A 25,768-nucleotide genomic window follows, 5' to 3' on the forward strand; every position below is an offset into this window, starting at 1 on the left:
TGCGCGCTCCCTGATGAGCAATGGACCAGAACACGCCCAGGGAAACGAGCCGGGAAGCATCCAAGCACGATATCGCGGCGACACCGCAAGGTGCCGTACGCATCGCGCTCACCGTGCTCGCACTCTGCTTCACGCTGGCCGTACTGGGACGCGGGCTCGGCGACAGCTTTACGGTATTTCTGAAGCCGATCTCTGAGAGTTTTGGCTGGGACCGCGCGCAGATCGTCTCGGTCTATTCGCTCACCTGGCTCGCGAGCGGTCTCACCGCCCCCTTCGTCGGACGACTGTTCGATCATTCCGGACCGCGCATCGTCTATGCGCTCGGCCTGTTGTTGCTCGGCGCGGCCTTCCTGATCGCGGCGCACGCGCAGCATCTGTGGCAATTCCAGCTCTCGATCGGCCTCTGCGTCGGCATCGGCGTCGCCTTCATCGGCATCGTGCCGAACTCGATCCTGCTCGGCCGCTGGTTCGGGCGGCGCCTGCCGACCGCGATGTCGGTGGTGTATTCGGCGATGGGCGGCGGCGTGCTGGCGCTGCTGCCGGCCTCGCAGCTGCTGATCGATCACATCGGCTGGCGCGGCACCTACCAGCTGTTCGGCTTCGCCGCATTGGGCCTGCTGGTACCGCTGCTGCTGCTGCCGTGGCGGCTGTTCGCCGCGGGCTCGCCGCATGTCGTGAAGAAGACCGATCCTGATTTCGTCGACAACGGCTGGACGCTGCTCGGCGCGATGCGCCACCACGCCTTCTGGGCGCTGTTCTCGACCTTCTTCTTCACCGCCGTCGGCATGTATGCGATCGCCGCGCAGATCGTGGCCTATCTGATCGATGCCGGCTTCCCGCCGCTCCAGGCCGCGACCGCCTGGGGCTTCTCCGGCGTCGTGCTGGTGTTCGGGATGCTGGGCGTCTCCGCGCTCGACGGGCTGATCGGACGCCGGCCGTCCGTGCTGCTGAGCTACGCGATCTCGATCCTCGGCATCGTCCTGCTCTGGCTGCTGCAGTATTGGCCGAACATTTTCCTGCTCACCGGTTTCGTCGTCTGCTTCGGCAGCATGATGGGCTCGCGCGGTCCGCTGATCAGCGCGACCGCGATGCGGATTTTCCAGGGCAAGCGGATGGGCACCATCTACGGCACGATCTCGATCGGCAGTGGCCTCGGCTCGGCGTTCGGCTCCTGGAGCGGCGGCCTGATCCACGACGCAAGCCACGGCTACAACGCGCTGCTCGCTTTCGCACTTGCGAGCGTGATCCTCGGAATGATTCCATTCCTGATTGTGCCCGCCTTGCGGCGCTAGGTATCTCAGAGGTTACCTGATCGCATTTCCGTCACCGGAAAATTACGGACGGGACGGGTGCCAACACGCGCAAAAATGCGGTTCACACGCGGCTGAAACCCCCGCCTGCGGTGTTATGTCCGACATGACAAAAATGTCAGCGCCGAATTGATGCTGGGTGGCTTGCGAGGAGGAACCGAATGCGGTCCAAGTCGCTGCATTGGATGGAGGGCAAACCAATGGACTTTCCTTTTCTCTCTCGCTTTCAACCGGTTCTCCTGAGCCTGTTTCGCTTCATCACCGGCCTCTTGCTGTTCCAGTACGGCATCGCCAAACTGTTCAAGTTCCCGCCTGTGCCGATGTTCGCAAAAGTCGAACTGATGTCGCTCTACGGCGCGGCCGGAACGCTCGAACTGGTGGTCGGCGGGCTGTTGATGATCGGCCTGTTCACGCGCCTCGCCGCGTTCATCCTCTCGGGTGAAATGGCGTTCGCCTACTTCATGGGCCACATGTTCAGGGGCGAAGCGCCGGTGTTCCTGCCGCTGATCAATGGCGGCACCGCGGCGATCCTGTTCTGCTTCGCCTGCCTCTACCTGTCGGCCGCCGGCGGCGGTCCGATCAGCGTCGATGCCGCGATGGGCAAGGAGAGCGGCGCAGCCGGCGGCGCGTTCGCGCAACGCTGAGGCGCCTGCAGATCACCTCGCAAGCAGGACGGCACCGGCAGACCCGCCGGTGCCGTTTCAACGCGTCCCCAGCACGTTCCAGATGAGAACCAGGGCCGCGACGAGCAGCATGGACATGATGATGCGATGAACGAATCGATTCATTGCGGGTCCGGCTCCACCCTGTAGCTACCAAAGTCCAAGATCGATTTTCCGGGCAGTCCGCATCAGCGGACGCCAAAATGCGACGATTTGCCTGCAGGATTGCGCATCCGGCTGCGAAAGCTGCTGTGCGCGGCGGCGCGTCGCATGCGTCCATTCATGATTGGTAAGAACTTCATGCTACCGATGCGAGCAATAACAACCATTCGTAGAGGCCGCGATGAGGCTGCTCAGCCATCTGAAGATCCGCACCAAGCTCGCCAGCATGGTCTGCCTAGCGGCGCTCACGGTGACGGCCATCATCGGCGTATCGGCCGTGCTCAGCAAGAGCCGCATGATGGAGGACCGCGTCCAGCAGATGCGGACCGCGGTGGAGCTGCTCCATAACTACGCACAATCGCTCCAGGACGAGGTTGCCGCAGGCAAGCTGACGCAGGCCGAGGCCAAGAGCCTGTTCCACCAGCGCGGCCGCCGCATGAACTTCAACGGCAACCAGGGCTATCCGGTGGTCTACAATCAGGATGGCTCACTCGTCGTGAACGGCGCCAATCAGCAGCTCGAAGGCAAGATCACCGGCGCCAAGGATTCCAACGGCGTGCTGATCGCCGACGCCATCATCAAGGCTGGCAGCGAGACCGCGCAGGGCGGCGTCACCTCCTATCTCTATCCCCGTCCCGGCCAGACCGAGCCGCTCCGCAAGACCGTGTTCGCACGCAAGTTCGCGCCCTGGAACGTGACCATCAGCTACGGCCTCTATGTCGACGACATCGACGCCGACGTGCGCGCCTTGACGCTGGAGCTTGGCGCGATCGGCGTCGGCCTGATGCTGCTGATGGCGACCTTGTCCTGGCTGATCGCCCGTGACGTGCTCGGCGCGCTCGACCGCCAGAAGAACCGCATGCAGGAGATTTCCGAAGGTGCGATCGACCAGCCGGTCGAGGAGACCGACCGCGGCGATGAGATCGGCCGCATGGCCGAGACGCTCGAAGTGCTCCGGCAGACCTCGCTCACAGCACGCAATCTGGAGGCCGAGCAGGTCGCCGCCAAGTCGCGCAGCGAGCAGGAGAAGCGCGAGGCCCTGATTGCACTTGCCGACCGCTTCGATGCCTCCGTCGGCCAACTCGTCGGCCTGATGGCCTCCGGCTCCGGTGAGCTCGAGACCACCGCCAAGTCGATGTCCTCGACCGCTGAAGGCACCAACCGCCGCGCCGCCGTGGTCGGCTCGGCCGCCAACGAGGCCAGCCAGCGCGTCCAGACGGTCGCCGCTGCCGCCGAAGAGCTTTCCTCCTCCATCACCGAGATCAGCCGCCAGGTCGCACAGTCCGCCGAGGTCACGGGCCGCGCCGTGGACAGCGCGCGCCGCACCGACACCATCGTCCGCGCGCTCTCCGACGGCGCCCAGCAGATCGAGCACGTCGCCGAGTTGATCTCCAACATCGCGGCGCAGACCAACCTGCTCGCGCTCAACGCCACCATCGAGGCCGCGCGTGCCGGCGAAGCCGGCCGCGGCTTTGCCGTCGTCGCTTCCGAGGTGAAGTCGCTCGCAAGCCAGACCGCGGAAGCAACCCGCGAGATCGGCGACAAGATCGCGCAGATCCAGGGCGCGACCAAGGAGGCCGTGGACGCCATCGGCGGCATCACCGCCACCATCGAGGAGGTCAGCCGCATCGCCACCTCGATTGGAGCTGCCATCGAGGAGCAAGGCGCCGCCACCGCCGAGATCGCCCGCAGCGTCTCGCAGACGGCGGAAGCCACCAAGGAGGTCACCACCAATATCGGCGGCGTTAGCACCGCCGCCAATGAGACCGGCAACGCCGCCGGCATGGTGCTCGCCGCGGCCTCCAACCTCTCCAAGCAGGCCGAGCAGCTCTCCGGCGAGGTCGGGACGTTCCTGCAGGGCGTGCGCGCGGCGTGAGCCGCGCGACATCTCTGGCTCGAACACGACGATGCATCGACGAATCGATGCATCGATTAAGCTGGCGCTCGACCGCGTAAGCACGATCACGATCCCTATTTTTCTGGACACGTCGCCGCAGGCGTCGGCCTTCCACCTGCATATGCGTGTCCACGGCTGCGCGGATTGCGGCGCACCTGAACGCGCCATCCCCTGCGTTCAGGAATGGTAAGAACTTCCTGATACGGCTACGCGAGAACTAGCATTCTACAACCGTTCCCGAGGCCGTCATGACGCTGCTCAGCCACCTGAAAATCCGCACCAAGCTCGCCAGCATGGTCTGCCTTGCGGCGCTCACGGTCACCGCGCTCATCGTTGCATCGGCCTATCTCAGCAAGACCCGCATGCTCGACGATCGCGCGCGCCAGATGCAGACGGCGGTCGATCTGCTGCACGGTTTCGCGCAATCGCTCCATGACGAGGTCGCGGCCGGCAAGATGACGCTCGCCGATGCGCAAGCCCAGTTCAAGCTGCGCGGCCGGCAGATGAAGTTCAATGGCGGCCAAGGCTATCCCGTCGTCTACACCGCCGATTCAACTGTCATGATGAATGGCGGCGCGCCTCAGCTCGAGGGCAAGAACAACGGCATCAAGGATGCCAATGGCATTGTGATCGGCGATGCCACCGTCAACACGGCGAGGCAGGCGCCTCAAGGCGCCATCCTGTCCTATCTTTTCCCGCGTCCGGGCGAGACCGTTCCGGTTCGCAAGCTGGTATTCGCTCGCTACTTTGCGCCCTGGAACGTCGCAATCGCCTACGGCCTTTATGTCGACGACATCGACGCCGACGTGCGCGCTCTGACGCTGGAGCTCGCTGCGATCGGCGTCGGCCTGATGCTGCTGATGGCGACGCTGTCGTGGCTGATCGCTCGCGACGTGCTCGGCGCGCTCGACCGCCAGAAGAACCGCATGCAGGCGATTTCTGAAGGCGCCATCGACAACCCGGTCGAAGAGACCGACCGCGGCGATGAGATCGGCCGCATGGCCGAGACGCTCGAAGTGCTCCGGCAGACCTCGCTCACAGCACGCAATCTGGAAGTCGAGCAGGTCGCGGCCAAGTCGCGCAGCGAGCAGGAGAAGCGCGAGGCCCTGATTGCGCTTGCCGATCGTTTCGATGCCTCCGTCGGCCAGCTCGTCGGCCTGATGGCCTCCGGCTCCGGCGAGCTCGAGACCACCGCCAAATCGATGTCGTCGACCGCCGAGGGCACCAATCGCCGCGCCGCCGTAGTCGGCTCGGCCGCCACCGAAGCCAGCCAGCGCGTCCAGATGGTCGCCGCGGCCGCCGAAGAGCTCTCCTCCTCCATCACCGAGATCAGCCGCCAGGTCGCGCAGTCGGCCGAAGTGACCGGCCGCGCCGTAGACAGCGCGCGCCGCACCGACACCATCGTGCGCGCGCTCTCCGACGGCGCCCAGCAGATCGAGCACGTCGCCGAGTTGATCTCCAACATCGCCGCCCAGACCAACCTGCTCGCGCTCAACGCCACCATCGAGGCGGCGCGTGCCGGCGAGGCCGGCCGCGGCTTTGCCGTCGTCGCCTCCGAGGTGAAGTCGCTGGCGAGTCAGACCGCAGAGGCCACCCGCGAGATCGGCGACAAGATCGCCCAGATCCAGGGCGCCACCAAGGAGGCCGTGGACGCCATCGGCGGCATCACCGCCACCATCGAGGAGGTCAGCCGCATCGCCACCTCGATTGGAGCTGCCATCGAGGAGCAAGGCGCCGCCACCGCCGAGATCGCCCGCAGTGTCTCGCAGACCGCGGAGGCGACCAAGGAGGTCACCACCAATATCGGCGGCGTCTCGACCGCCGCCAATGAGACCGGTAACGCCGCCGGCATGGTCCTCGCCGCCGCCTCCAACCTCTCCAAGCAGGCCGAGCAGCTCTCAGGCGAAGTCGGGACGTTCCTGAAGGGCGTGCGCGCGGCGTAGGGGCTCGTTCCCCTCTCCCGCTTGCGGGAGAGGTCGGCGCAAAGCGCCGGGCGAGGGTTTTCTCCTCGTTGGGAGTCTCTCTGCAGAGACACCCTCTCCCCGACTCTCTCCCGCAAGCGCGAGAGGGAGCGCACCTTGCCTCGTGGCCGCAATCAAGCTGATTTTGTGCGAGCTATAAAGGCAGCCCTGCGCTTATCGCCGCGTCAGGCTACATCCGCTCGACAGCTGGCGCGTCGAGCCGGTCGAGCCGTCGCTCGACTGCGACGGGAATTCCTCGAACGGCGTGTTCTGCTTGCCGGTATTAAACTCGAAGATCTTGCGGAACACGCCCGGCACCATCGCCGAGACCGGATTGACGCGCATCACGGGCGCCGCCGGCGTGCCGACGACCTCGTAGGTCACGCCGATCAGTCCCTCTTTGTCGCCACCGCCAAGGAACAACCCGAGGACGGGAATCTGTCCGAACATGTTGTTCAAGCCATACATCGGCACGAAGGTGCCGCTCATGCACACCTGGTTGCCGGGATAGTCGATCGAGCCCTCGATGGTGGCGCCGATCATCGGCCCCTTGACCACGCCGTCGCGGATCGTGAGCGCGCCGTTCTGCCGGGTGAACTCGGCGCGCAGCGCACTGAAGGAGACGCCGTTGCCGGTGCCGTTGGGCGCGCCCGCGGCGACGCGCTCGAGCTGCGCCTCGCCCTTCACGGTGAAGTCGCGCACGTTGATGAGGCCCTCGCGCGAGGTGTTCGGCTCCGACGTCGGCGGCTCCATCGCCACCACTATCTGACCGCCGACCGCCTTGGTGTAGGTGTCGGTGAATCGCAGCAGCGCGCCGGCGTCGTTGGTCTGGAGATAGATCACCTCGCGGTTGCCCTGGGCGCGACCGCCGCGCAGGTCAGCCGCAACGGGCGTGTCGCGGCCGATCTTGCCGCTCAGCGTGAAGGCCTTGATGGCGCCGCTGCGCTTCGACATCTTGGCATCGACGCTGCGCATCGCCTCGCCGTTGAAGCCGGCGACCGCGCCGAGCTTCACGTCGATGTCGAAATCGATGTTCTTCAGCTTGCTCTTGTCGTCCCTGGAATTGCCTGAGATCGCCGACTTCAGGAAGCCGCGGCCGTCGAACACGTCGCCGCGCATGGTGCCGCGCACCACGCCATCCTGGCTGCGCTCGACCTTCAACGACGCCTTGTCACCGTCGGACGGCGCATAGGTCGGGAAGTTCGCGTTCAGGAGGTCGCCATTCGGATCGAGTTCGAGCGAGCCCTTGATCGAGGCGCCGCCGCCTTCGATGACGATGTCCTCGAAGCGGGTCGACTGCGCCGTCGGCACCACCTTGAAGCTGGCCTTGCCGGACTTGCCCGGCAGCTTGACCCAGCCGGGCAGGATATTGTCGAGCTTGACCGAGGTCAGGTCGGCCTCGACGCCGAGCTTCGTCGTCTGGTCCGGACCGCCGGCGATCTTGCCCGACAGCTTGATCGGCAACGAGCCGCTGACGGCGGGGCTGAGATCGAAGCCCAGGCGCGCGCGGCTCGCATCGTCCAACGTCGCCTGCAAGCGGACATCAGCATCGCCCTCGGCCGGCTTGCGGTAGTCGAGCGATGCCGCCTGGCCGCCGATCTTGACGTCGCCCTTGACCTGATAGCCCTGGTTATTGGCCACGATCTTGAGGTTGTTGCCTTCCAGCTTTTGGTTCATCACCAGCTTGTCGGCGGCAAAGCCGTTGAGCTCGGCGGTGACGGCATAAGTGGTGTCGGCCTTGGTCAGTTCGCCCTTGACCGGCAGGCCAAGCTGGATGTTCGCCGAGAACGTGCCCTTGCTGGTGTTGGGATCGACGAAGGTCGCCGACAGATCGCTCAGGCGATCATTGGACAGAATCTCGGCCGCTGCCGGCACCGGCCCGTCGGCGCGAAATTTGGTCCGCGACGGCGACGGTTTCGGCGCCATGTCAGGCACCTCGAAGGTGAAGTCGGAGATCGTGATCTTGCGACCGGCTGGCGTGTCGGCGATGCCCTGCCCGATATTCACCGTCGCCGTGCGTCCGGTCACGCGCGCCTTGAGGTCGGCATCGTGCACGACAGGCATGCCATCCACCGGACGGACCGCGACGCCGCTCGCGACGATGTTGACCGACAGGCCGTCGTCGGGGATCGGCGGCCCCTTGCGGGGAAGGTTCTTCACCGGCGAGTTGATGCCGATCTCGATGCGCTGCAGCGTGCCGCGCTCGATACGTTCGATCACCCATTCGCGCAATTCGGGGACGATCAGCGTAGGCCACATCCGCTTGAGCGCGGAGGCCGACATCGGCGTTCCCGCAAAACCGAGAGTGAGCCGCGGCTCGCCCGAATAATCGATGGCGCCGGTGCCGGCGACGCCGATCTCGCCGTTGGAGATGTCGGCCTGCGTCAGCAACAGGCGCTTGTGGTCGGTATCGAAGCGGAAACCGATCGCGATGCGGTTGAAGACGAGCGGCGGCTCGTTGTCGATGCCGCCGAGGAGGATCGATCCGCCGCTGAACCCGAGCTGCCAGTCGTTGATGTTGCCGTTGGGCGGCTCGAGATGGGCCAGAAGCGTCAGGCGGTTGGCGCCGGAGAGGATCTTGAATGGTGCGACCAGCACCCGCCGATTGGCGTCCCACTCGACATTGATCTCGGCGGAATCGATCGCCATCGGATAGTCGGGCGTGTCGGTGTCGATGATGTTGCCCGCGCCGACCGCGATCTTGCCGCGGAAGAAGGTCGGCACGCCATCGCGGCCGAGCTCGCCCTTGAGCTCCCCGGTCAGCGGCAGGTCGGCCGTATAGGTGAGATCCTTGACCCGCAGCGCCAGCAGGATGTTGGAGGTCGAGACCTTGTCGGCCTTGATGTCGACCGAGCGCACGCCGTTCTCGGCGGGACCGATCGTCGCGCGCAGCATCCACGGCCGCGCGCCCTCTTCGCCGAGGCTGAGCGCGACGCCGCCTTGGCTCGGCCGGCGCAGGCTGAGCGTGATGTTCTCAAAGCTCCATTTGCTGCCGCGCTGCTGATCGTCGACGATCAGATTGCCGTTCTTCAGGCCGATCTCGTTGAGGTTCTGACCATCGAGGCCGGTCATGCTCAAGCTGTCGAGCCAGTCGAGGCCCTGGAGAATTCCGCTCTGCGCGCTCGCCTGGGGCGCGCCTTGCGATGCGGCTTGAGATGGATCCTGGCCCGCGGGCGCCGCGGCGAATGGCGGCGGCGGAACGCCATTGCGCGGGAATGTCGGCGGCAGGCCGGCGTCCTTCTTGGAGGCGACGCCGGTTGCCAGCGGTTTTGCGGTGTCGCCGGCCGAGACCGTGACGGTGCCGTCGGGCGCGATGCGGATCGCGAGCTCGGCGTCGACGAGATTGAGGCTTTCCGCGCGCAGGTGCCCCATCAGCAGGCCCGCGCCCGACAGCCTCACCTCGGCTTTCGGCGCGGTGGCGACGATGGCATGGTCCTGGTCGCGCACGATGATGTCGCGGATGCGCACGGCGATACGGACCCGACCGGCGCGCTCGATCTGGGTGCCGCCGACCTCAACCGTATTGCCGTGGCCGATATTGTCCTCGATGGCGGCGGCAAGCCAGGGTGTCGCGATGTCGAGATTGATGGGCCCGGCACCGAGCCGCCACCACAGCGCACCGAAACAACCGACGAAGATGACGATGAGGGCGCCGACGACGACAGCCAGCCGCTTCAACCAGCGACCGCCGCCCAGCCAGCGGCGCATCGACCCGAATCCGTCACCAAAGCGATGGAAGCCCGAATTGGAACGCGACAGCAGCCGGCGCGCCCGATGGCCCGCCGCCGCTTCCTGATCCGGATCCCAGTCGGCCTCGTCCCATTCCTGCGGCTCAGGTTGGCCGCCGCGCCGATCGAAATCCCGATTGTAATCCTGGGGCGACGTATTCCTTGCCATTGCCTCTCGATACAGGCGCCCATTGTGGGATTGCGCGCCGCCGGGGCCGCAGCCATCGACGGGGATCGAAGCTCCCCGCCCCGGCATTGCCGCCATACCTCGAATATTCCTGCTGTTCGTCATTTCGCCCCGGGAGCGCGTGCAACGAGCAGTGGGGTGGTGCGTGGAATTCCTTGTAACCATACTCCGGCGTCGTCAGACTTGCCCAGCCAAGGGCGCGATTCCGGCACACCGGACGAGAGCTGCAATACCGCTTCGGTTGACCCGCCGAAAGCGTCGAAAGGAAGGCGTATGTCCAAGAAATCCCGAAAGAAATCGCCCAAAACGCCCTCCCGCAGTCCGACAGCTAAAAAGAAGGCCCCGAAAACGAGGGCAACGACTCAAACAAAGGCCGCGAAAACACAGCGGACACCGGCCAGCAAATCAACCGCGACCATAGCAAAGACAGCATCGCATGGGGCCGCATCGAAACAGTTAAATTCCTCCAAATCGGCACGGGCTGCGGGCAAGACAGTCCTGACCGAAGGTCAGAAGGCCCCCGCCTTCCGCCTGCCCCGCGACGGCGGCGGCGTGGCGACCTTGGCCGACTATGCCGGCCAGAAGCTCGTCCTGTTCTTCTACCCCCGCGCCGATACCCCCGGCTGCACCCTGGAGGCCATCGACTTCACCCGCCTTGCTGCTGCGTTCTCCGACGCCGGCACCGCCGTGCTCGGCGTCTCCGCGGATTCGTTAAAGGCCCAGGAGAAGTTCCGCGACAAGCACAGCCTCGGCGTTCCCCTGATCTCGGACGAGAAGCACGAGATGCTGGAGGCATATGGCGCCTGGGGCGAAAAGTCCATGTACGGCAAGAGCTTCCTCGGGATTCTTCGCACCACGGTGCTGGTCGGAAGCGACGGCAAAATCGCCAGGCTCTGGCGCAACGTCCGGGTCGACGGTCATGCCGACCAGGTGCTGGAAGCAGCAAGAAGTCTTTAACCAGCTCGTTAAGTTCTAGCGGTTCCGTTTCCGGAAAATTAACCATGACCGGCCCAGATTGCTGCGGCAATTAGGCCGCAAGGAACCCATCCGACCGGCGCCGGGAGTGCCGATGTCGAAAAGTTCTGCCCAATATTCGCAGTACCCCCAGCATCATCCTCACGACCACGGACGGGCCTTCCATCGGCGTCCCGTCGCTGTCGCGGCGGCCGCCGTCCCCGACGCCGATGACGCCTACACCATCGTCCATCACGGCAAGCAGGTTCGCCTCGGCCCGGTCGTGTTCTGGATCGTGGTCGGCACCATCGTGCTGCTCGGCCTGTGGTCGGCCGCGACCGCCACCTATTTCGCTTTCCGCGACGACGTCCTGACCCGGCTGATCGCCCGCCAGGCCGAGATGCAATACGCCTATGAGGACCGCATCGCCGAGCTGCGTGCCAAGGTCGATCGCACCACCAGCCGCCAGCTGCTCGACCAGGAGCAGTTCGACCAAAAGCTCGACCAGATCATGAAGCGCCAGACGGCGCTGGAGTCCCGGGCGACGGCGCTGGGCGCCATGCCTGACGTGACCGGATCGATCCCGCGCACGGCGCCGCAGCGTGGCGATACCGGTCAGGGCGCGACGCAAGCCACGCCAAAACCGTCGCCGATCAGCGACACCGTGATCTTCGTGGCACCGCCGGATCGCGAAGCGCGACTCGAATCGCGCGCACCTGCCGTCCTGGCTCCGCCGACCAGCCAGTTCGCCAAGAACCAGGGCTTTGACAATGTCCTGGTCCGGCTCACGACCTCGCTCGACCAGGTCGAGCGCCGCCAGATGGCGGCGCTCAGCGCCGTCGAGGATGGTATGGATTCGCGCATGCGCCGGATGCGCGGCGTCGTCAGCGATCTCGGCCTGAACCTTGCCAGTCTCGAAGCCGCCGTGCCGCGCAGCGCGATGGGCGGACCGTTCGTCCCGGTCAAGCTGACGGCCAATGCCGGGCCGTTCGAGAAGCAGCTCAATCGCATCAACACCACGCGCGCCGAGATGGATCGTCTCAATCGCACGCTGGCGCTGGTGCCGTATCGCAAGCCCGTCATCGGCGAGGTCGAGTTCACCTCCGGTTTCGGCGTGCGCAGCGATCCCTTCCTGGGCCGGCCGGCGATGCACACCGGCCTCGACTTCCGCGCCGCGACCGGCGACCCCGTCCGCGTCACCGCCTATGGCAAGGTGGTCTCGGCCGGTTGGTCCGGCGGCTACGGCCGCATGGTCGAAGTCGATCACGGCAACGGGCTTTCGACCCGCTACGGCCATCTCTCCGAGATCAGCGTCAAGGTCGGCGAGATCGTGAAAATCGGTCAGGTCGTTGGTCTGGTCGGCTCGACCGGCCGCTCCACCGGCCCGCACCTGCACTATGAGACCCGCATCGACGGCGAAGCCGTCGATCCGCAAAAATTCCTGCGCGCGGGCGTGCGCCTCAGCGCGGGCTAAACCTCGATCTTCAGCCGTGACTACTGGCTGCGCTCGTGGCCGACCTCGCCGGTGATGACGTCGCCGAACAGCTCCCAGGCCTGCCCGTTGAAGCGCATCAGCTGCATCTGCTCGATCGGGAAATAATCGTCGGGCGAGGTGTTGACCATGATGCCCGGCAGCATCAGGTCGGTGTGGAAGTCTTTCAGGTTGGCGGCCTGCTTCATGACGTTCTCGCGGGTGAGAGTGTCACCGCACTGCTTCAGCACCTGCGCCATCGCCTCGGCCTGGACGTAGCCATAGATGTTGTTCGCGTTGGCCTTGTCGCCGTCGGGATAGTACTTGTCCATGAACGCGCGCCATTTCACCACGGCGGGGTCCTTGTCCCAGGTGGGGTCGGTCGGATCCTTCAGATAGACGGTCGAGATGATCTCCTTGGCGTAGTCGAGCCCGGCGGGCCTGAGCACCGAGGCGACCGAGGTTGCGGTGTTGGCGAGGAAGAATTTCGGCTTCCAGCCGAGCTCGCCCACTTTCCGGATCGCCTGCGCCGACCCTTTCGGGGCAGCCCATGAGAAAAAGATGTCCGCACCGGAATCGTGCAGCGCCACGATCTGCGAGTCGATCGAGGGGTCGCTGACCTCATAGGACTTGTCGGCAATGATCATGCTCGCCTTGTCGCCGAGCCCGTCCTTCAGGCCCTTGAACTGGTCCTTACCGGCGTCGTCGTTCTGCCAGAACACCGCGATCTTGCCGTTCGGAAAATTGTCGCGGATGTATTTTGCGTAGATCCGCCCCTCGCTCTGGTAGTTCGGCTGGAAGCCCATGGTCCACGGGAAATTTTTGGGGTCGCCGAACTTGGTGCCGCCGGAGGCAACGAAAAGCTGCGGCACCTTCTTCGCATTCATGTATTTCATGATCGCCGAGTTCGAGGGCGTGCCGAGCGCCTGGAAGATCAGGAGGACCTCGTCGCTCTCGACCAGCTTGCGCGCCTGCTCGATCGCCTTCGGCGGCGAATAGGCGTCGTCATAGCTGATGAAGTTGATCTTGCGCCCGTTGATGCCGCCCTGGTCGTTGATCATCCGGAAGAACGCCGCTTCGGTCTTGCCGATCACGCCATAGGACGACGCCGGCCCGCTATAGGGCATGATGTTGCCGATCCTGATTTCGGTGTCGGAAGCGCCGGGATCGTATCTCTTCTGCGCTGAGGCCGGTGTCGCGGCGAGCGCCCCGGCGAAAAGCATGGCGAGGACAGCGAGATTCTTGCGACGACCCGGCATCGTTCTCTCCCCTATTTTGTAGTCTTGTTTTGAGGAGAGTGTCGCAAGGAGACTCGCGGCTGGCAAGCGCGACGATTTTCCGCGCGGTGAAACGGTGACGCGGAACTTACTCGACGCGGCGCAGCAAGCCGAATGCGCGCCCGTCGATCGCCAGCAGCGCGCTGCCGATGACGATGGCGCCGGCGATCTCGCGCATGGAGATCGGCTCGGCCAGCACCAGCCAGCCCAGCAGGATGGCGGTGACGGGAATGAGCAGCGTCACCAGCATGACGTTGGTCGCGCCCGAGCGTCGCAGTATCTGGAAGAACACGATGTAGGCGAGCGCCGTTGAGAGGGCCGCGAGACCGAGTACCGCGAGCCAGGTCGTGAGGCCCGGCATTGGAAGACGCCACGGCTGCTCCATGACGCCGGCGACGATCGCCATCATGATCGTCGATGCGATCAGCTGAAACGTCGCCGTTCCAAGCGGCGGAGAGTCCTTCAACAGCCGCCGCGCCGCCAGCGCCGCAAAGCCGTAGCTGAGGGCGCCGCCGAGGCAGAGCAGGATGCCCAGCCCCTGCCCCGGCCTGGTCTCGATGCCCCATCCGCGCAGGATGATCACGCCGAGAAGCCCCAGAGCAACGCCGGCCAGGCGCCGCATCTGCAATTCCTCCTCACTAGCCGCGGCCATGACGATGACAGTGAACAGCGGCGTGGTGGCATTCAGGATCGACGCGAGCCCGCTCGGGATGAAGGTCTGTCCGATCACGATCAGCGAGAACGGGATGACGTTGTTGAACAGTCCGATCGCGAAGAACGGCTTCCAGCCGGCCATCCCCTTGGGAAGGCCGATGCCCTGTGCGCGCAGCAGCGGCAGCAGAATGGCGGCACCGAGCGCGACGCGCAAAAACACCAGCGTCAGCGGCGGCACTTCCCGCAAGGCCGCGCCGTTGAAGAAGAACGAGCCGCCCCAGAGGACGGAGAGCACCGCAAGCAGCGACCAGTCTCGCGCGTCGATGCGGTTGTCTTTCGCAGGCATGGCGTCTCACATCGGCGATCCGACCTGCCGCCTAGTACGGTGCGGCGGACGGCGCCACCCGATTTCCGAGATGGCCCCCCTAAGGGCCCGCACTCTGGCCCTCGTTCCGCTTTCGCGCGTCGCCAACGATATCGGCAACGACCGCCCCGATCACGAGGGCTCCACCGATGAGCGCATGGACGGCAGGCACCTCGCGGAAGGCAACCCAGATCCAGAACGGCATCAAGGGCGTTTCCAGCGTCGCGATCAGGGAGGCCTGCCCTGAAGGCAGCAGGCGCGAGCCGAGCATGTAGAATGTCAGGCCGAGCGCGACCTGCAGGCAGCCGAACATCGCGAGGATGGCGAGGTTGTCGCCGCCGACATGGGCGATGTCGTGCGCGAACGGAAGGCTGATGAGACTTCCCAGGAAGTTGGAGAGCGCGGCTGCCGCCACCATCGACGTCTCCTTGTGGCGCCGAACGACGACCGTCATGGCCGAGATGGCGAGCACCATCAGACAGCCCAGCGCGACGCCGCCGATATCGGCCCCCGCCGCAACGCCGCCCACCGTGATGGCCACGCCGGCGAAGGCGACGACACTTGCGATCAGCGTCCGCCATGTCGCAGCTTCACCCAGCCACAGCCATGCGAGCGCCGCCGCGACAAACGGTTGCGTGGCGATCAGCACGGCGACGTTCATCACCTTGGTCATCTGAAGCGCAGGGATGAAGGAGACCATGCCGATCGTCGACAACGACGCGACGAGCAGGCCGCCGCGCCCCGGCACCACCAATTGCCGCAGCGCGCCGCGCACCTGTATCAGGACGAGAAACACCGTGATGAGGCTGCCGCCGAACAGGCCGCGCCAGAACAGGATGGTCCAGGGATCGAACGGCAACAGCCGGGTGAAGAATGGCGCGGTGCTCCAGGCAGTCGCCGCGGCGATGACGAGGGCAATGCCGAGACCGTTCTCCGAACGTGGCTGCCCCATGTCGATGCGCCCGGCTTAAGACGGCTTCTTCGGCCGCGACACCAGTTCGATCATCTTGCCTTCGTCGTCGTCGGACATCACCGCCTTCGCCTGCGCGTAGGCCTCGACCGCAGCGCGCGCGACCAGCGGTTTGTCCGCCAGCAGGCTCTCGGCGAGCTTCACGGCGTAGGCGGCATCCTTGTGCCGCAGCGCTGCCGTGAAGGTCGCGCCGCTGAAATCGCGGGCGACCATACGCCTGGAGTGACGCTGCACCTGCGGGCTTGCGGCGACGCCCGCCTGGATCGACTCCAGCACGAGGTTCATGTCGAGCCCGGCCTGCTCGGCGATGGCAAGGCCCTCGGCGAGCCCGGCGATCTGGATCGCTCCCATGAGATTGTTGATGAGCTTGTAGACCGTGCCGGAGCCGACTGGGCCGAAATGGCGGATGGTCGAGCCGATCGGTTCGAGGAACGGGCGGGCGCGTTCGAGATCGGCGGCATCCGCACCGGCAAGCAGCGTCAGTTTTCCGGCGGCCGCCGCGTCCGGCAATCCCGTCACGGGACAATCGATATAGATCAGCCCGCGCGCGTTGAGCTCGCGGCCCATCTCGCGGGCGTGGTCATAGGAGACGGTGGAGCATTCGATCGCGATGGTGCCGGCCTTCGCGGTCTTGGCCGCGCCCTTCGGCCCGAGCCAGACCGCGCGCGAGGCCTCGTCGTCGGCAACCATGGTCACGACTGCATCGGCATCGATCGCAGCATCTTCCGGCGAGGTCGCCCAATGCGCGCCGCGCGCGATCAGGTCCTCCGCCTTGGCCTTGCTGCGATTCCACAGCGTCACCGTGAAGCCGGCATCGAGATAGCGGCCGGCCATGCCATGGCCCATCCGTCCAAGCCCGATGAAGGCGATTCGGGGCATGGCTAGTCCACGTCCTCGATGTCGCCGCTGGTGGTGCCGAAGGCGCGCTGCGCCAGCGTCGCGGCCATGAACTCGTCGAGATCGCCGCCAAGCACGCCCGACGTGTCGGAGGTCTGCACGCCCGTGCGCAGATCCTTCACCATCTGATAGGGCTGCAGCACGTAGGAGCGGATCTGGTGGCCCCAGCCGATATCGGTCTTGGCGGCCTGGTCGGCGGCGGCCTTCTCCTCGCGCTTCTTCAGCTCGATCTCGTACAGCCGCGCGCGCAGCATGTCCCAGGCCTGCGCCCGGTTCTTGTGCTGGGAGCGGCCGGCCTGGCAGACCACGGCGACGCCGGTCGGGATGTGCGTCAGGCGCACCGCGGATTCGGTCTTGTTGACGTGCTGGCCGCCGGCACCGCCCGAGCGCATGGTGTCGGTGCGGACGTCGGATTCCTTGATGTCGATCTTGATGCTGTCGTCGATAACGGGGAATACCTGCACGCTCGAGAACGAGGTGTGCCGCCGCGCGTTGGAATCGAACGGCGAGATGCGAACAAGACGGTGCACGCCGGCTTCCGTCTTCAACCAACCATAAGCGTTGTGCCCGGAGACCTGGATGGTCGCCGACTTGATGCCGGCTTCTTCGCCCTCGGACTCTTCGAGGTACTCGACCTTGAAGCCGTGGGTTTCGGCCCAGCGCGTGTACATGCGCAAGAGCATCTGCGCCCAGTCCTGGCTCTCGGTGCCGCCGGCGCCGGCATGGACCTCGAGATAGGAATCGAAGCGGTCGGCTTCGCCCGACAGCAGCGCCTCGAGCTCGCGCCGAGCGACTTCCTTCTTCAGGTTCTTCAGCGCAGCTTCGGCTTCGGCAACGACACCGTCATCGCCCTCGGCCTCGCCGAGCTCGATCATGCCGATGTCGTCTTCGAGCTCCTGCTCGACCTTGCCGATGCCGGACAGCGAATCCTCGAGCGAGGTGCGCTCCTGCATCAGCTTCTGGGCCTTCTGGGGATCGTTCCAGAGGTTGGGATCTTCTGCGAGCTTGTTCAGCTCGGCGAGGCGTGCCGTCGATTTCTCGACGTCAAAGATGCCTCCTCAGCAGCCCGACTGACTGCTTGATCTCTTCTACCAACCGTTCGATTTCGGCGCGCATGTCGTTCTCTGATGTCGCGGAATTGGTCCGCGTTCGATTGCAACGGGATGTAACGGCGGGCGCGCCAAAGCGCAACCGCCCGCGACCTCAAACGTCACCGTTATCCGCTAAAGCATGATCCGGAAAAGTGCGAAGCGGTTCTCCGAAAAGATCATGCGTAAACAACAACCTAAAGCGCGATGACGATTCATCCAGATCTCATCGCGCTTTAGTACAGCCCGCCGGTGCCCGGCCGCATGAAGAAGCCGGAATCCGGCTGCTGCTGCTGCGAGGCCGGCACACCGCCGCGCCCGTCGGCATCGGCAACGCCGATAACTGCATAGTTGTCCGGTGGCGCCGTGCCCGGCTTGAAGGCCTCCAGAATGGTTCCGCCGGTCTCGCCGGGGCCGGCGCGCATGCCAGTCTTGGCGACGACCCGCACCAGCTTGATGCCGGCCGGCACCTTGAACGGCACGGCGGGCTTGTCGGCAAGCGCGAGCTTGAGGAAATCACGCACGATTGGCGCGGCGAGATGGCCGCCAGTCGCCGCATTGCCTCTGCCGAGCGGACGCGGCTTGTCATAGCCCATATAGACCGCGACCGCGATGTCCGGCGAGTAGCCGACGAACCAGGCATCCTTGGCCTCGTTGGTGGTGCCCGTCTTGCCCGCAATCGGCTTGCCCACTTCCTTAAGTACTGTTGCCGTGCCGGCCTGGACTACGCCTTCCAACAGCTCGGTGATCTGGTAGGCGGTCATGGAATCCAGCACCTGCTCGCGGCGGTCGATCAGCTGCGGCTCGTTCTGGTTCTTCCAGCCGCCCGGCGCGTCACAGCCGCGACATTCGCGCTGGTCGTGCTTGTAGATGGTACGGCCGTAGCGGTCCTGGATGCGGTCGATCAGGGTCGGCTTCACGCGGCGGCCGCCATTGGCGAGCATCGAATAGGCCGTGACCATGCGCATCGCCGTGGTCTCGCCAGCGCCCAGGGAGTACGAGAGGTAATTGGGCAGCTCATCATAGACGCCGAAACGCCTGGCATACTCGCCAATCAACGGCATGCCGATGTCCTGGGCAAGCCGCACCGTCACGGTGTTACGCGAAAGCCGCAGCGCATTACGCAGCGTCATCGGTCCGTTATATTTGCCGGCATCGAAATTCTCCGGTCGCCACACGCCGGCGCCCTGGCCTTGGTCGATTTCGATGGGCGCGTCGAGCACGACGGTCGAGGGCGTGTAGCCGTTGTCGAGCGCGGCCGAATAGACGATCGGCTTGAACGACGAGCCCGGCTGCCGGTAGGCCTGCGTCGCGCGGTTGAACTGGCTCTGGTCAAACGAGAAGCCGCCGACCATCGCGAGCACGCGGCCGGTCCAGGGATCCATCACCGCCATGGCGCCGGATACTTCGGGGATCTGGCGCAGACGGTACTGGCCTTCGACCGATTGTCCCTCTTTGCTGTAGAGCGGATCGGCATAGATCACGTCGCCGGGCGCAAGCACCTGCGCCACGGAGGTCGGCGTCTTGCCCTTGGCATTGCCCTGGGCCGCCCTCGCCCAGCGCACGCCGTCGAGCGTGACGAGGCCGGTCTCGCGCTGCTTGCTGACGGCGCCGCCAAGTTCGCGGCTCGGCTGGAAGCCGATGCGCGCCGACTGGTCGCTGGTCTCCAGCACCACCGCCATGCGCCAAGGCGAGATGTCCGACAGCGATTTGATCTCGGCGAGCTTCACGCCCCAGTCGCCCGAGATATCGAGCTTGCTCATGGCGCCGCGATAGCCCTGCTGCTCGTCATAGTTCACGAGGCCCGAGACCATGGTCTTGCGCGCCATGACCTGGATCTTGGGATCGAGCGTGGTGCGGACGGAGAGACCGCCCTCGTACAGCTTCTTCTCGCCGTAACGCTCGAAGATGTCGCGGCGGACCTCCTCGGCGAAATATTCGCCGGCGAAGGTGTGGGCGCCGTTGGAGCGGTTGGTGACGGCCAGCGGCTCCTTGCGCGCCTTGTCGGCGTCGGCCTGCTTGATCCAGCCGTTCTCCAGCAGACGATCGATGACGTAGTTGCGGCGCTCGACGGCGCGGTCGCGGTTGCGGACCGGATGCAGCGTCGCCGGCATCTTCGGCAGCGCCGCCAGATAGGACGCTTCCGCCACCGTCAGCTCGTTCACCGACTTGTCGAAATAGACCAGCGAGGCGGCCGCGATGCCGTAGGCGCCGAGGCCGAGATAGATCTCGTTCAGGTAAAGCTCGAGGATCTTGTCCTTCGAGTAGGTCTTCTCGATGCGCATCGCCAGCAAGGCTTCCTTGATCTTGCGGGCGAAGGAGACCTCGTTGGTCAGCAGGAAGTTCTTGGCGACCTGCTGCGTGATCGTGGACGCACCCTGCGGACGACGGTTGGAGCCGTAGTTCTGCAGGTAGAGCAATCCGGCGCGCGCCATGCCGGTGTAGTCGATGCCGCCGTGCTCGTAGAAATTCTTGTCCTCGGCCGCGAGGAACGCGTTGATCACGAGCTTGGGCACCGCCTGAATCGGCAGGTACAGCCGCCGCTCCTTGGCGTATTCGCCGAGCAGCGAACCGTCGACGGCGTGCACGCGCGTCATCACCGGCGGCTCGTAATCCTGAAGCTGAGAGTAGTCCGGCAAGTCCTTGGAGAAATGCCAGATCAGGCCTGCCACGGCCCCGACACCGACAAGGAACACCACCGTTCCCGCGGCGAACAGGAAGCCCATGAACCGCACCAGCAAGCGCATTATCTGTTTATCCGTTCAAACTCTGGATCAGCCCAGTATCAGCCCCATAGGACCTAAAAACTGGCACCCCACACTGGCGCCAACCTCACGTCACGAATTCACCGGCCTTACGCAATCACATCAAGGCCGGGCCTAAAGACGCTTGCCGAGCGGGATTCTCTCCGATTCCGGAACCCCCTGCGGCATTTTTATAAAGCGTCCGCTGTGGCCAAACTAGGGCCTTTGCGGCGGGACGGAAAAACCCTTTTTCAATTCGACCATCCCGCGGTGGTCAATTCGACGATCCCCCGGTCGTCAATTTGACGATCCGGCGGTCGCCAGCCGTTTGGCCAGGAACCCGTCGATGGCCTGCGCCATCGAGCCAACAGCCTTGGACCGCCAGCCCTCGGAGACCAGGTGCTCGAGGTCGCCCTTGTTGGAGACATAGCCGATCTCGACCAGCACCGAGGGCACGTCGGGCGCCTTCAACACCCGGAAACCGGCCGACTTCAGCGGATGCTTGTGCATTCGCACCGTCGACTTCATTTCGCCCATCAGCACATGGGCAAAACGATTTGAAAACGTGCGGGTTTCCCGCTGCGTCAGGTCGATCAGGATGTCGGCGACATCGGTCGGCTCCTCCGCGAGGTTGAAGCCGGCGATCGCGTCCGCGCGGTTTTCGGCGTCCGCCAGGCGTTGAGCCTCGGCGTCGGAGGCCTTGTCCGACAGCGTATAGATGGTGGCGCCCTGCGCGTCGCCCTCGGCTCGCGGCAGCGCATCGGCATGGATCGAGACGAACAACGCGGCCTTGAGGTTGCGGGCGACTTTGACCCGGTCATTGAGGGCGACGAAAGTGTCGTCGTCCCGCGTCATCACCACGCGATACTTGCCGGCCTTGTCCAGCCGGTCGCGCAGCGCCCGGGCAAATGCCAGCACCAGGTTCTTCTCGCTCTCGCCGCTCGACTGCGTGCCGTTGTCGATACCGCCATGGCCGGGGTCGATCACGACGACCGGCCGGCCGTCGGCCTTCTGCTGCGCCGTTTCCGGGGCCGCCGCGGCGGGAGCGGTTGCAGGCGGCGCGTCGGCGACCGCAGGCCGCAGCTCGGGGCGGTTCTCCGGGGCGAGCGACTGTACGAAGGCGGCGCGGTCAACCTCCTCCAATTCCAGCACGAGCCGGGCGGGCTGGCCATTGGCCGCCTCGACCACATAGGAATTGGCGATCTTGGCCGGCCCGGTCAGATCGAACACGATTCGCGAACCGCCGGGCATGACGAGCCCGTAGCGGAAGGCCTTGACCAGGCCCCGTCCCGCCGCGCCGGTCCCCGCGGGGAGCTGAAAATTAACCTGCGGGACGTCCACCACCACCCGGTAGGGGTCGGCGAGCGTCACGGCGCGGAAGGTCACGGTCTGGTCGATGTCGAGGATGAAGCGGGTCTGCTTGCCATCGCCAGCCAGCCGGGCGGCCGAGGCGATTGGAAAATTCGACGCAGCAACAGAGGGTTGCGGCCGACTCTCAGCTGCGCTCAGACGCGAGGAATCGGCACATGGCAATGCTGCAGCGCACAACAGCGCGCATCCCAGCAAGACCCTTTGTTTTGCGCGGCTCGCCACCGATTCCGTGCCTCCGAGCAGCTTGTTTAACGCAATAGAACCACAGGGTTAATCGATCCTTAATGACGGATTCGCGAAACTCGCTGACTGTGACCGCCGTGCGACGCTCCCTTGCACCGATGGTCCATTCCTCGTATGTACGGAATGCTGACGGCCGATATTTCCGGTTGTGTCGCATTCAGCCTCCCGGTGCAGCGCCGGAGCTCCCAAGGTTTGGGAATTCCAGCGTTTTCCGATCCCCTCTAAGACCAGCGCGGTGCGCGGCAGTGAGGCGGAGCGGGTCAAGCCCCGGCGGCGGACGGTTCCCGGTTACCACGTTTCCGGGACGGTTCTGACAGCGACGTAACCCATTACCCGGTCCCTTGATCCCAAGGGGACGGTTCGTGACCCCCAAGGCGAGCGCGCTCGCGCCATGCCTGGCCAGCAGCAACTGATTGAGGGGCGGCTCCGCCGCCCAATGTTTCATACGGGCCGACGCTTGATGCGCCAGACTGTGCCGACGAACTCTGAAGGACCATTCGCGACGCTGCGGAGTGACAATCCCGCGCGCCGCCTTGGTCCTGAAGCTTCCGGTTCGGCAAGGCGCGAGAGACGGCGTTTCGGCCTTCCCCTCACCCCCGAATCAGGTGGACCGTCGCGTCACCCGGCAGCGCAGATTGCGCCCACGGTCGATCGCGCCCGCCGCCGCCAAGAGTTAAGACATGCCCAACAAGATGTTGATCGATGCCACCCACCCGGAAGAGACCCGGGTCGTCGTGGTCCGCGGCAATCGCGTCGAAGAGTTTGATTTCGAGACCGCGCAACGAAAGCAACTGCGCGGAAACATCTACCTCGCCAAGGTCACAAGGGTCGAACCCTCGCTCCAGGCCGCCTTCGTCGAATATGGCGGCAACCGCCACGGCTTCCTCGCCTTCAGCGAAATCCATCCCGACTACTACCAGATCCCGGTCGCCGACCGGCAGGCGCTGATCGAGGCCGAGGAACAGGCTCATCGCGAGGCCGAGGAAGAGAGCGAGAACCGCTCCCACGGCCGCCGCCGCTCGCGCCACCGCAACGCCCGCCGTCGCGGTCATGGCGAGCGCGTGCGCAGCGAGATCGTCGAGGGTCTCGACGCCGGCGCCGATCCCGCCGCCCAGCCGGTCGAGGGCGCGCCCCAGCCGGAGTACACGGAAGGTGCTCCGCACGAAGGCGAGCATCTGCACGCCGAGGCGGAGCAGCACGGCGAGCACGTTCACGACGAGCACGAACACGACGATCACGGGCATGACGACCATCACCACGCCCATGATGACAACCACCCTCACGATCATGACGACCATGGTCATGACGGCGAACACGATCATCACGATCATGATCATGCCGACGAGACGCCCGCGCCCGTCGCCGCGGTTGGCGCAGAACCTGTCGTGGCGAGCGAGCCCGCTGCCGAGCCGCAGGAGCCCCAAGCCGTCGAGGCTTACGCCTCCGAAGCGCATGCCTTCGAAGCACATGCCGAGGCTCTCGCCGAAGCCGTGACGTCGGCCACGGAGCCGGCCGATGCCGTCTACGCCGCCGGCGAGAGCGCTGAAGCGCCGCATGCCGAGGCCGCCCAGGCCGGCGAAGAAGACGACGAGGACGAGGACGGCGAGGAAGCCGAAGAGGAAGTCGTCGAATCCGTCGGCGGTGACGACGTGCTGGAGGAAGTGCCGGAGCGCACCTTCCGCCCGCGCCGCCAGTACAAGATCCAGGAAGTCATCAAGCGCCGCCAGGTCATGCTGGTGCAGGTCGTCAAGGAAGAGCGCGGCAACAAGGGCGCGGCGCTGACGACTTACCTCTCGCTCGCCGGCCGTTACGCCGTGCTGATGCCCAACACCGCGCGTGGCGGCGGCATCAGCCGCAAGATCACCAGCGCGCAGGATCGTTCTCGTCTCAAGGAGGTCGTGCAGGATCTCGACGTGCCCGAGGGCATGGGCATCATCCTGCGCACCGCAGGTGCCTCGCGCACCAAGCCCGAGATCAAGCGCGACTTCGAATACCTGATCCGGATGTGGGAGACCGTGCGCGACCTGACGCTGAAGTCGCAGGCCCCGACCCTCGTCTACGAGGAAGGCTCGCTGATCAAGCGCTCGCTGCGCGATCTCTACAACAAGGAGATCGACGAGATTCAGGTTGCCGGCGAAGGCGGCTACCGCGAAGCGCGCGACTTCATGAAGATGCTGATGCCCGCCAACGTCAGCGCGGTGAAGCAGTATCGCGACGGCCAGCCGCTGTTCTCGCGCATGGGCGTCGAGAGCCAGCTCGATGCGATGTTCTCGCCGACGGTGCAGCTGCGCTCCGGCGGCTATGTCGTGATCAACCAGACCGAGGCGCTGGTCTCGATCGACGTCAACTCCGGCCGCTCGACCCGCGAGCACCACATCGAGGACACCGCCCTCAAGACCAATCTGGAGGCGGCCGAAGAGGTCGCCCGCCAGCTCCGCCTGCGCGACCTCGCCGGCCTGATCGTCATCGACTTCATCGACATGGACGAGAAGCGCAACAACCGTGCGGTCGAGCGCAAGCTGTCCGACTGCCTGCGCCAGGACCGCGCGCGCATCCAGGTCGGCCGCATCTCGCATTTCGGCCTGCTCGAGATGTCGCGCCAGCGCATCCGCGCCAGCGTGCTCGAGTCTTCGACCGATCCCTGCCCGCATTGCGGCGGCACCGGCCATGTCCGTTCGGTGTCCTCGGTGGCGCTGCAGCTGCTGCGCGGCCTCGAAGAGATCCTGATGAAGGGCGCGACCCACAATCTCGTGGTCCGTACCCGCACCGACGTCGCGCTCTATGTGCTGAACCACAAGCGCGGTCATCTGCGCGACCTCGAGAACAGCTTCAAGGTCACGCTGTCGATCATCGCCGATCCCAGCGTCAGCGGCCCGCAGGCCTATCTGATCGACCGCGGCGAGCAGGTGCATACGCTGGAAGCCGCCAAGGCGCTGCTCGCGGCGCAGGCGGCCGCAAGCCCGCCGCCGCTGGCGGAAGATGCCTATGACGACGAGGAGTTCGATGCGGAGCTGGAATCCGAGATCGAGTCCGAGGAGAGCGAGGGTCTCACTGAGGAGCAGGCTGCCGGCGAGGCAGCCCCCGAACAGGACGGTCAGCGCCGCAAGCGGCGCCGTCGCCGGCGTGGCCGCGGTGGCCAGCGTGAGGGCGAGCTGCGCGAGGATACCGCGCCGACCCTGCCCGAGCCGGCGATGGTCGCGGGCGAAGGCGAGGAAGAAGCCGAGTCCGAGCAAGATGGCGAGGAAGGCGAGGAACAGGCAGCCCGTGGCGAGCAGCAGGGCAGCGGCGAGCGCCGGCGCCGGCGTGGTCGCCGTGGTGGACGCCGCCGTCGCGGCGGTAACGAGGAAGGTCTCGCCGGCTCCATCAGCGACGAACTCGCTGCGAGTGCGCCGCCGGAAGCGAGCGATGCGGTTGCCGATTTCGACAGCAATGGCGGTGAGGCTGCGCCCTCGATCGCGCAGGCCGAACACGCCGCCGAGCCGCAATTCACTGAACAAGTCATCCAGCCCGAGCCCCGTGCCGAGGTGCCGACGGCGGCACCGGCGCAGCCCGAGCCGGCCGTTGCTGTCGCGGACGAAGAGCCCGCCGACGACAGGTCCGCGCGGCGCCGCTCCACGGTCCGGGAAAAGGTGAGCTTCCTGCTCAACAGCCCGAGTGAGCCGGCAACCCCGGTTGCGGAGGCGCCGCAGCCGGTCGCCCCGCCCGCGCCGGCACCTGAGCCCGCACCGGAAGCGGCCAGCGAGACGCCGGCCGCCCCACGCCGCGCCGGCTGGTGGTCCCGCCGCTTCGGCGGCGGCGAGTAAGCCGGACACAGAACAAAAAACGCCC

General features: G+C 65.6%; 15 protein-coding genes and 1 pseudogene. 8 read left to right on the forward strand and 8 right to left on the reverse strand.

The window, feature by feature from the left end:
* Positions 1–20: 20 nt before the first annotated feature.
* From GGD63_RS03010 to GGD63_RS03025, 5 genes are all read left to right on the forward strand, one after another.
* The gene (locus tag GGD63_RS03010; RefSeq protein WP_183239397.1) at positions 21–1,292 is read left to right on the forward strand and encodes an MFS transporter; all 1,272 of its coding nucleotides are present in this window, start codon (positions 21–23) and stop codon (positions 1,290–1,292) included.
* 218 nt (positions 1,293–1,510) lie between these two features.
* Positions 1,511–1,954 carry a DoxX family protein gene (locus tag GGD63_RS03015; RefSeq protein WP_183239398.1) on the forward strand — a complete coding sequence of 148 codons (444 nt, stop codon included), beginning with the start codon at positions 1,511–1,513 and terminating at the stop codon, positions 1,952–1,954.
* 361 nt (positions 1,955–2,315) lie between these two features.
* Positions 2,316–4,010 carry a methyl-accepting chemotaxis protein gene (locus GGD63_RS03020; protein WP_183239399.1) on the forward strand — a complete coding sequence of 565 codons (1,695 nt, stop codon included), beginning with the start codon at positions 2,316–2,318 and terminating at the stop codon, positions 4,008–4,010.
* A 31-nt stretch (positions 4,011–4,041) separates the two neighbouring features.
* Positions 4,042–4,221 carry a hypothetical protein gene (locus GGD63_RS39940; RefSeq protein WP_210315602.1) on the forward strand — a complete coding sequence of 60 codons (180 nt, stop codon included), beginning with the start codon at positions 4,042–4,044 and terminating at the stop codon, positions 4,219–4,221.
* Between the two features lie 58 nt (positions 4,222–4,279).
* The gene (locus GGD63_RS03025; protein WP_183239400.1) at positions 4,280–5,974 is read left to right on the forward strand and encodes a methyl-accepting chemotaxis protein; all 1,695 of its coding nucleotides are present in this window, start codon (positions 4,280–4,282) and stop codon (positions 5,972–5,974) included.
* A gap of 192 nt (positions 5,975–6,166) precedes the next feature.
* Here the strand turns inward: GGD63_RS03025 and GGD63_RS03030 are convergent, their stop codons facing one another.
* Positions 6,167–9,976 carry a DUF3971 domain-containing protein gene (locus GGD63_RS03030; RefSeq protein WP_183239688.1) on the reverse strand — a complete coding sequence of 1,270 codons (3,810 nt, stop codon included), beginning with the start codon at positions 9,974–9,976 and terminating at the stop codon, positions 6,167–6,169.
* Between the two features lie 204 nt (positions 9,977–10,180).
* Between GGD63_RS03030 and GGD63_RS03035 the strand changes: the two genes are divergently transcribed.
* Entirely contained in the window at positions 10,181–10,864 is a 684-nt protein-coding gene (locus GGD63_RS03035) for a peroxiredoxin (protein WP_183239401.1), read from the forward strand.
* A gap of 112 nt (positions 10,865–10,976) precedes the next feature.
* Entirely contained in the window at positions 10,977–12,335 is a 1,359-nt protein-coding gene (locus GGD63_RS03040) for a M23 family metallopeptidase (protein WP_183239402.1), read from the forward strand.
* Between the two features lie 20 nt (positions 12,336–12,355).
* On the opposite strand, the gene GGD63_RS03045 is transcribed toward GGD63_RS03040, so the two are convergent.
* The 7 genes and pseudogenes from GGD63_RS03045 to GGD63_RS03075 form a co-directional block, all read right to left on the reverse strand.
* Positions 12,356–13,591 (reverse strand): ABC transporter substrate-binding protein, encoded by a 1,236-nt coding sequence (locus tag GGD63_RS03045; protein ID WP_183239403.1) that lies wholly within the window; start codon positions 13,589–13,591, stop codon positions 12,356–12,358.
* 106 nt (positions 13,592–13,697) lie between these two features.
* A complete protein-coding gene (locus GGD63_RS03050) occupies positions 13,698–14,609 on the reverse strand; it encodes a DMT family transporter (RefSeq protein ID WP_183239404.1) in 912 nt (303 codons plus the stop codon).
* Positions 14,610–14,688: 79 nt separating this feature from the next.
* Positions 14,689–15,579 carry a DMT family transporter gene (locus tag GGD63_RS03055; RefSeq protein WP_183239405.1) on the reverse strand — a complete coding sequence of 297 codons (891 nt, stop codon included), beginning with the start codon at positions 15,577–15,579 and terminating at the stop codon, positions 14,689–14,691.
* A 15-nt stretch (positions 15,580–15,594) separates the two neighbouring features.
* Positions 15,595–16,494: pseudogene (locus GGD63_RS03060) on the reverse strand (NAD(P)-dependent oxidoreductase); the annotation flags it as partial.
* Positions 16,479–17,610 (reverse strand): peptide chain release factor 2 gene (prfB, locus tag GGD63_RS03065; RefSeq protein ID WP_183239407.1). Its coding sequence is split into 2 segments (ribosomal slippage): positions 16,479–17,540 and positions 17,542–17,610, totalling 1,131 coding nucleotides; the frame shifts between segments, so codons are not numbered across the junction. The pseudogene GGD63_RS03060 and the gene prfB, both read right to left, overlap by 16 nt.
* Positions 17,611–17,818: 208 nt before the next feature.
* Positions 17,819–20,329 (reverse strand): penicillin-binding protein 1A, encoded by a 2,511-nt coding sequence (locus GGD63_RS03070; RefSeq protein ID WP_183239408.1) that lies wholly within the window; start codon positions 20,327–20,329, stop codon positions 17,819–17,821.
* A gap of 294 nt (positions 20,330–20,623) precedes the next feature.
* Positions 20,624–21,919 carry an N-acetylmuramoyl-L-alanine amidase gene (locus GGD63_RS03075; protein ID WP_183239409.1) on the reverse strand — a complete coding sequence of 432 codons (1,296 nt, stop codon included), beginning with the start codon at positions 21,917–21,919 and terminating at the stop codon, positions 20,624–20,626.
* Positions 21,920–22,620: 701 nt separating this feature from the next.
* On the opposite strand from GGD63_RS03075, the gene GGD63_RS03080 reads away from it, so the two are divergent.
* Positions 22,621–25,743 carry a ribonuclease E/G gene (locus tag GGD63_RS03080; protein ID WP_183239410.1) on the forward strand — a complete coding sequence of 1,041 codons (3,123 nt, stop codon included), beginning with the start codon at positions 22,621–22,623 and terminating at the stop codon, positions 25,741–25,743.
* Positions 25,744–25,768: the final 25 nt, after the last annotated feature.

This window comes from Bradyrhizobium sp. cir1 (assembly GCF_014198245.1).
Taxonomy (GTDB): domain Bacteria; phylum Pseudomonadota; class Alphaproteobacteria; order Rhizobiales; family Xanthobacteraceae; genus Bradyrhizobium.

Coding starts and splice junctions, on each gene's coding strand:
- GGD63_RS03010 (WP_183239397.1), top strand. CDS start 21: ATGGACCAGAACACGCCCAGGGAAACGAGCCGGGAAGCATCCAAGCAC.
- GGD63_RS03015 (WP_183239398.1), top strand. CDS start 1,511: ATGGACTTTCCTTTTCTCTCTCGCTTTCAACCGGTTCTCCTGAGCCTG.
- GGD63_RS03020 (WP_183239399.1), top strand. CDS start 2,316: ATGAGGCTGCTCAGCCATCTGAAGATCCGCACCAAGCTCGCCAGCATG.
- GGD63_RS39940 (WP_210315602.1), top strand. CDS start 4,042: ATGCATCGACGAATCGATGCATCGATTAAGCTGGCGCTCGACCGCGTA.
- GGD63_RS03025 (WP_183239400.1), top strand. CDS start 4,280: ATGACGCTGCTCAGCCACCTGAAAATCCGCACCAAGCTCGCCAGCATG.
- GGD63_RS03030 (WP_183239688.1), bottom strand. CDS start 9,976: ATGCCGGGGCGGGGAGCTTCGATCCCCGTCGATGGCTGCGGCCCCGGC.
- GGD63_RS03035 (WP_183239401.1), top strand. CDS start 10,181: ATGTCCAAGAAATCCCGAAAGAAATCGCCCAAAACGCCCTCCCGCAGT.
- GGD63_RS03040 (WP_183239402.1), top strand. CDS start 10,977: ATGTCGAAAAGTTCTGCCCAATATTCGCAGTACCCCCAGCATCATCCT.
- GGD63_RS03045 (WP_183239403.1), bottom strand. CDS start 13,591: ATGCCGGGTCGTCGCAAGAATCTCGCTGTCCTCGCCATGCTTTTCGCC.
- GGD63_RS03050 (WP_183239404.1), bottom strand. CDS start 14,609: ATGCCTGCGAAAGACAACCGCATCGACGCGCGAGACTGGTCGCTGCTT.
- GGD63_RS03055 (WP_183239405.1), bottom strand. CDS start 15,579: ATGGGGCAGCCACGTTCGGAGAACGGTCTCGGCATTGCCCTCGTCATC.
- GGD63_RS03070 (WP_183239408.1), bottom strand. CDS start 20,329: ATGCGCTTGCTGGTGCGGTTCATGGGCTTCCTGTTCGCCGCGGGAACG.
- GGD63_RS03080 (WP_183239410.1), top strand. CDS start 22,621: ATGCCCAACAAGATGTTGATCGATGCCACCCACCCGGAAGAGACCCGG.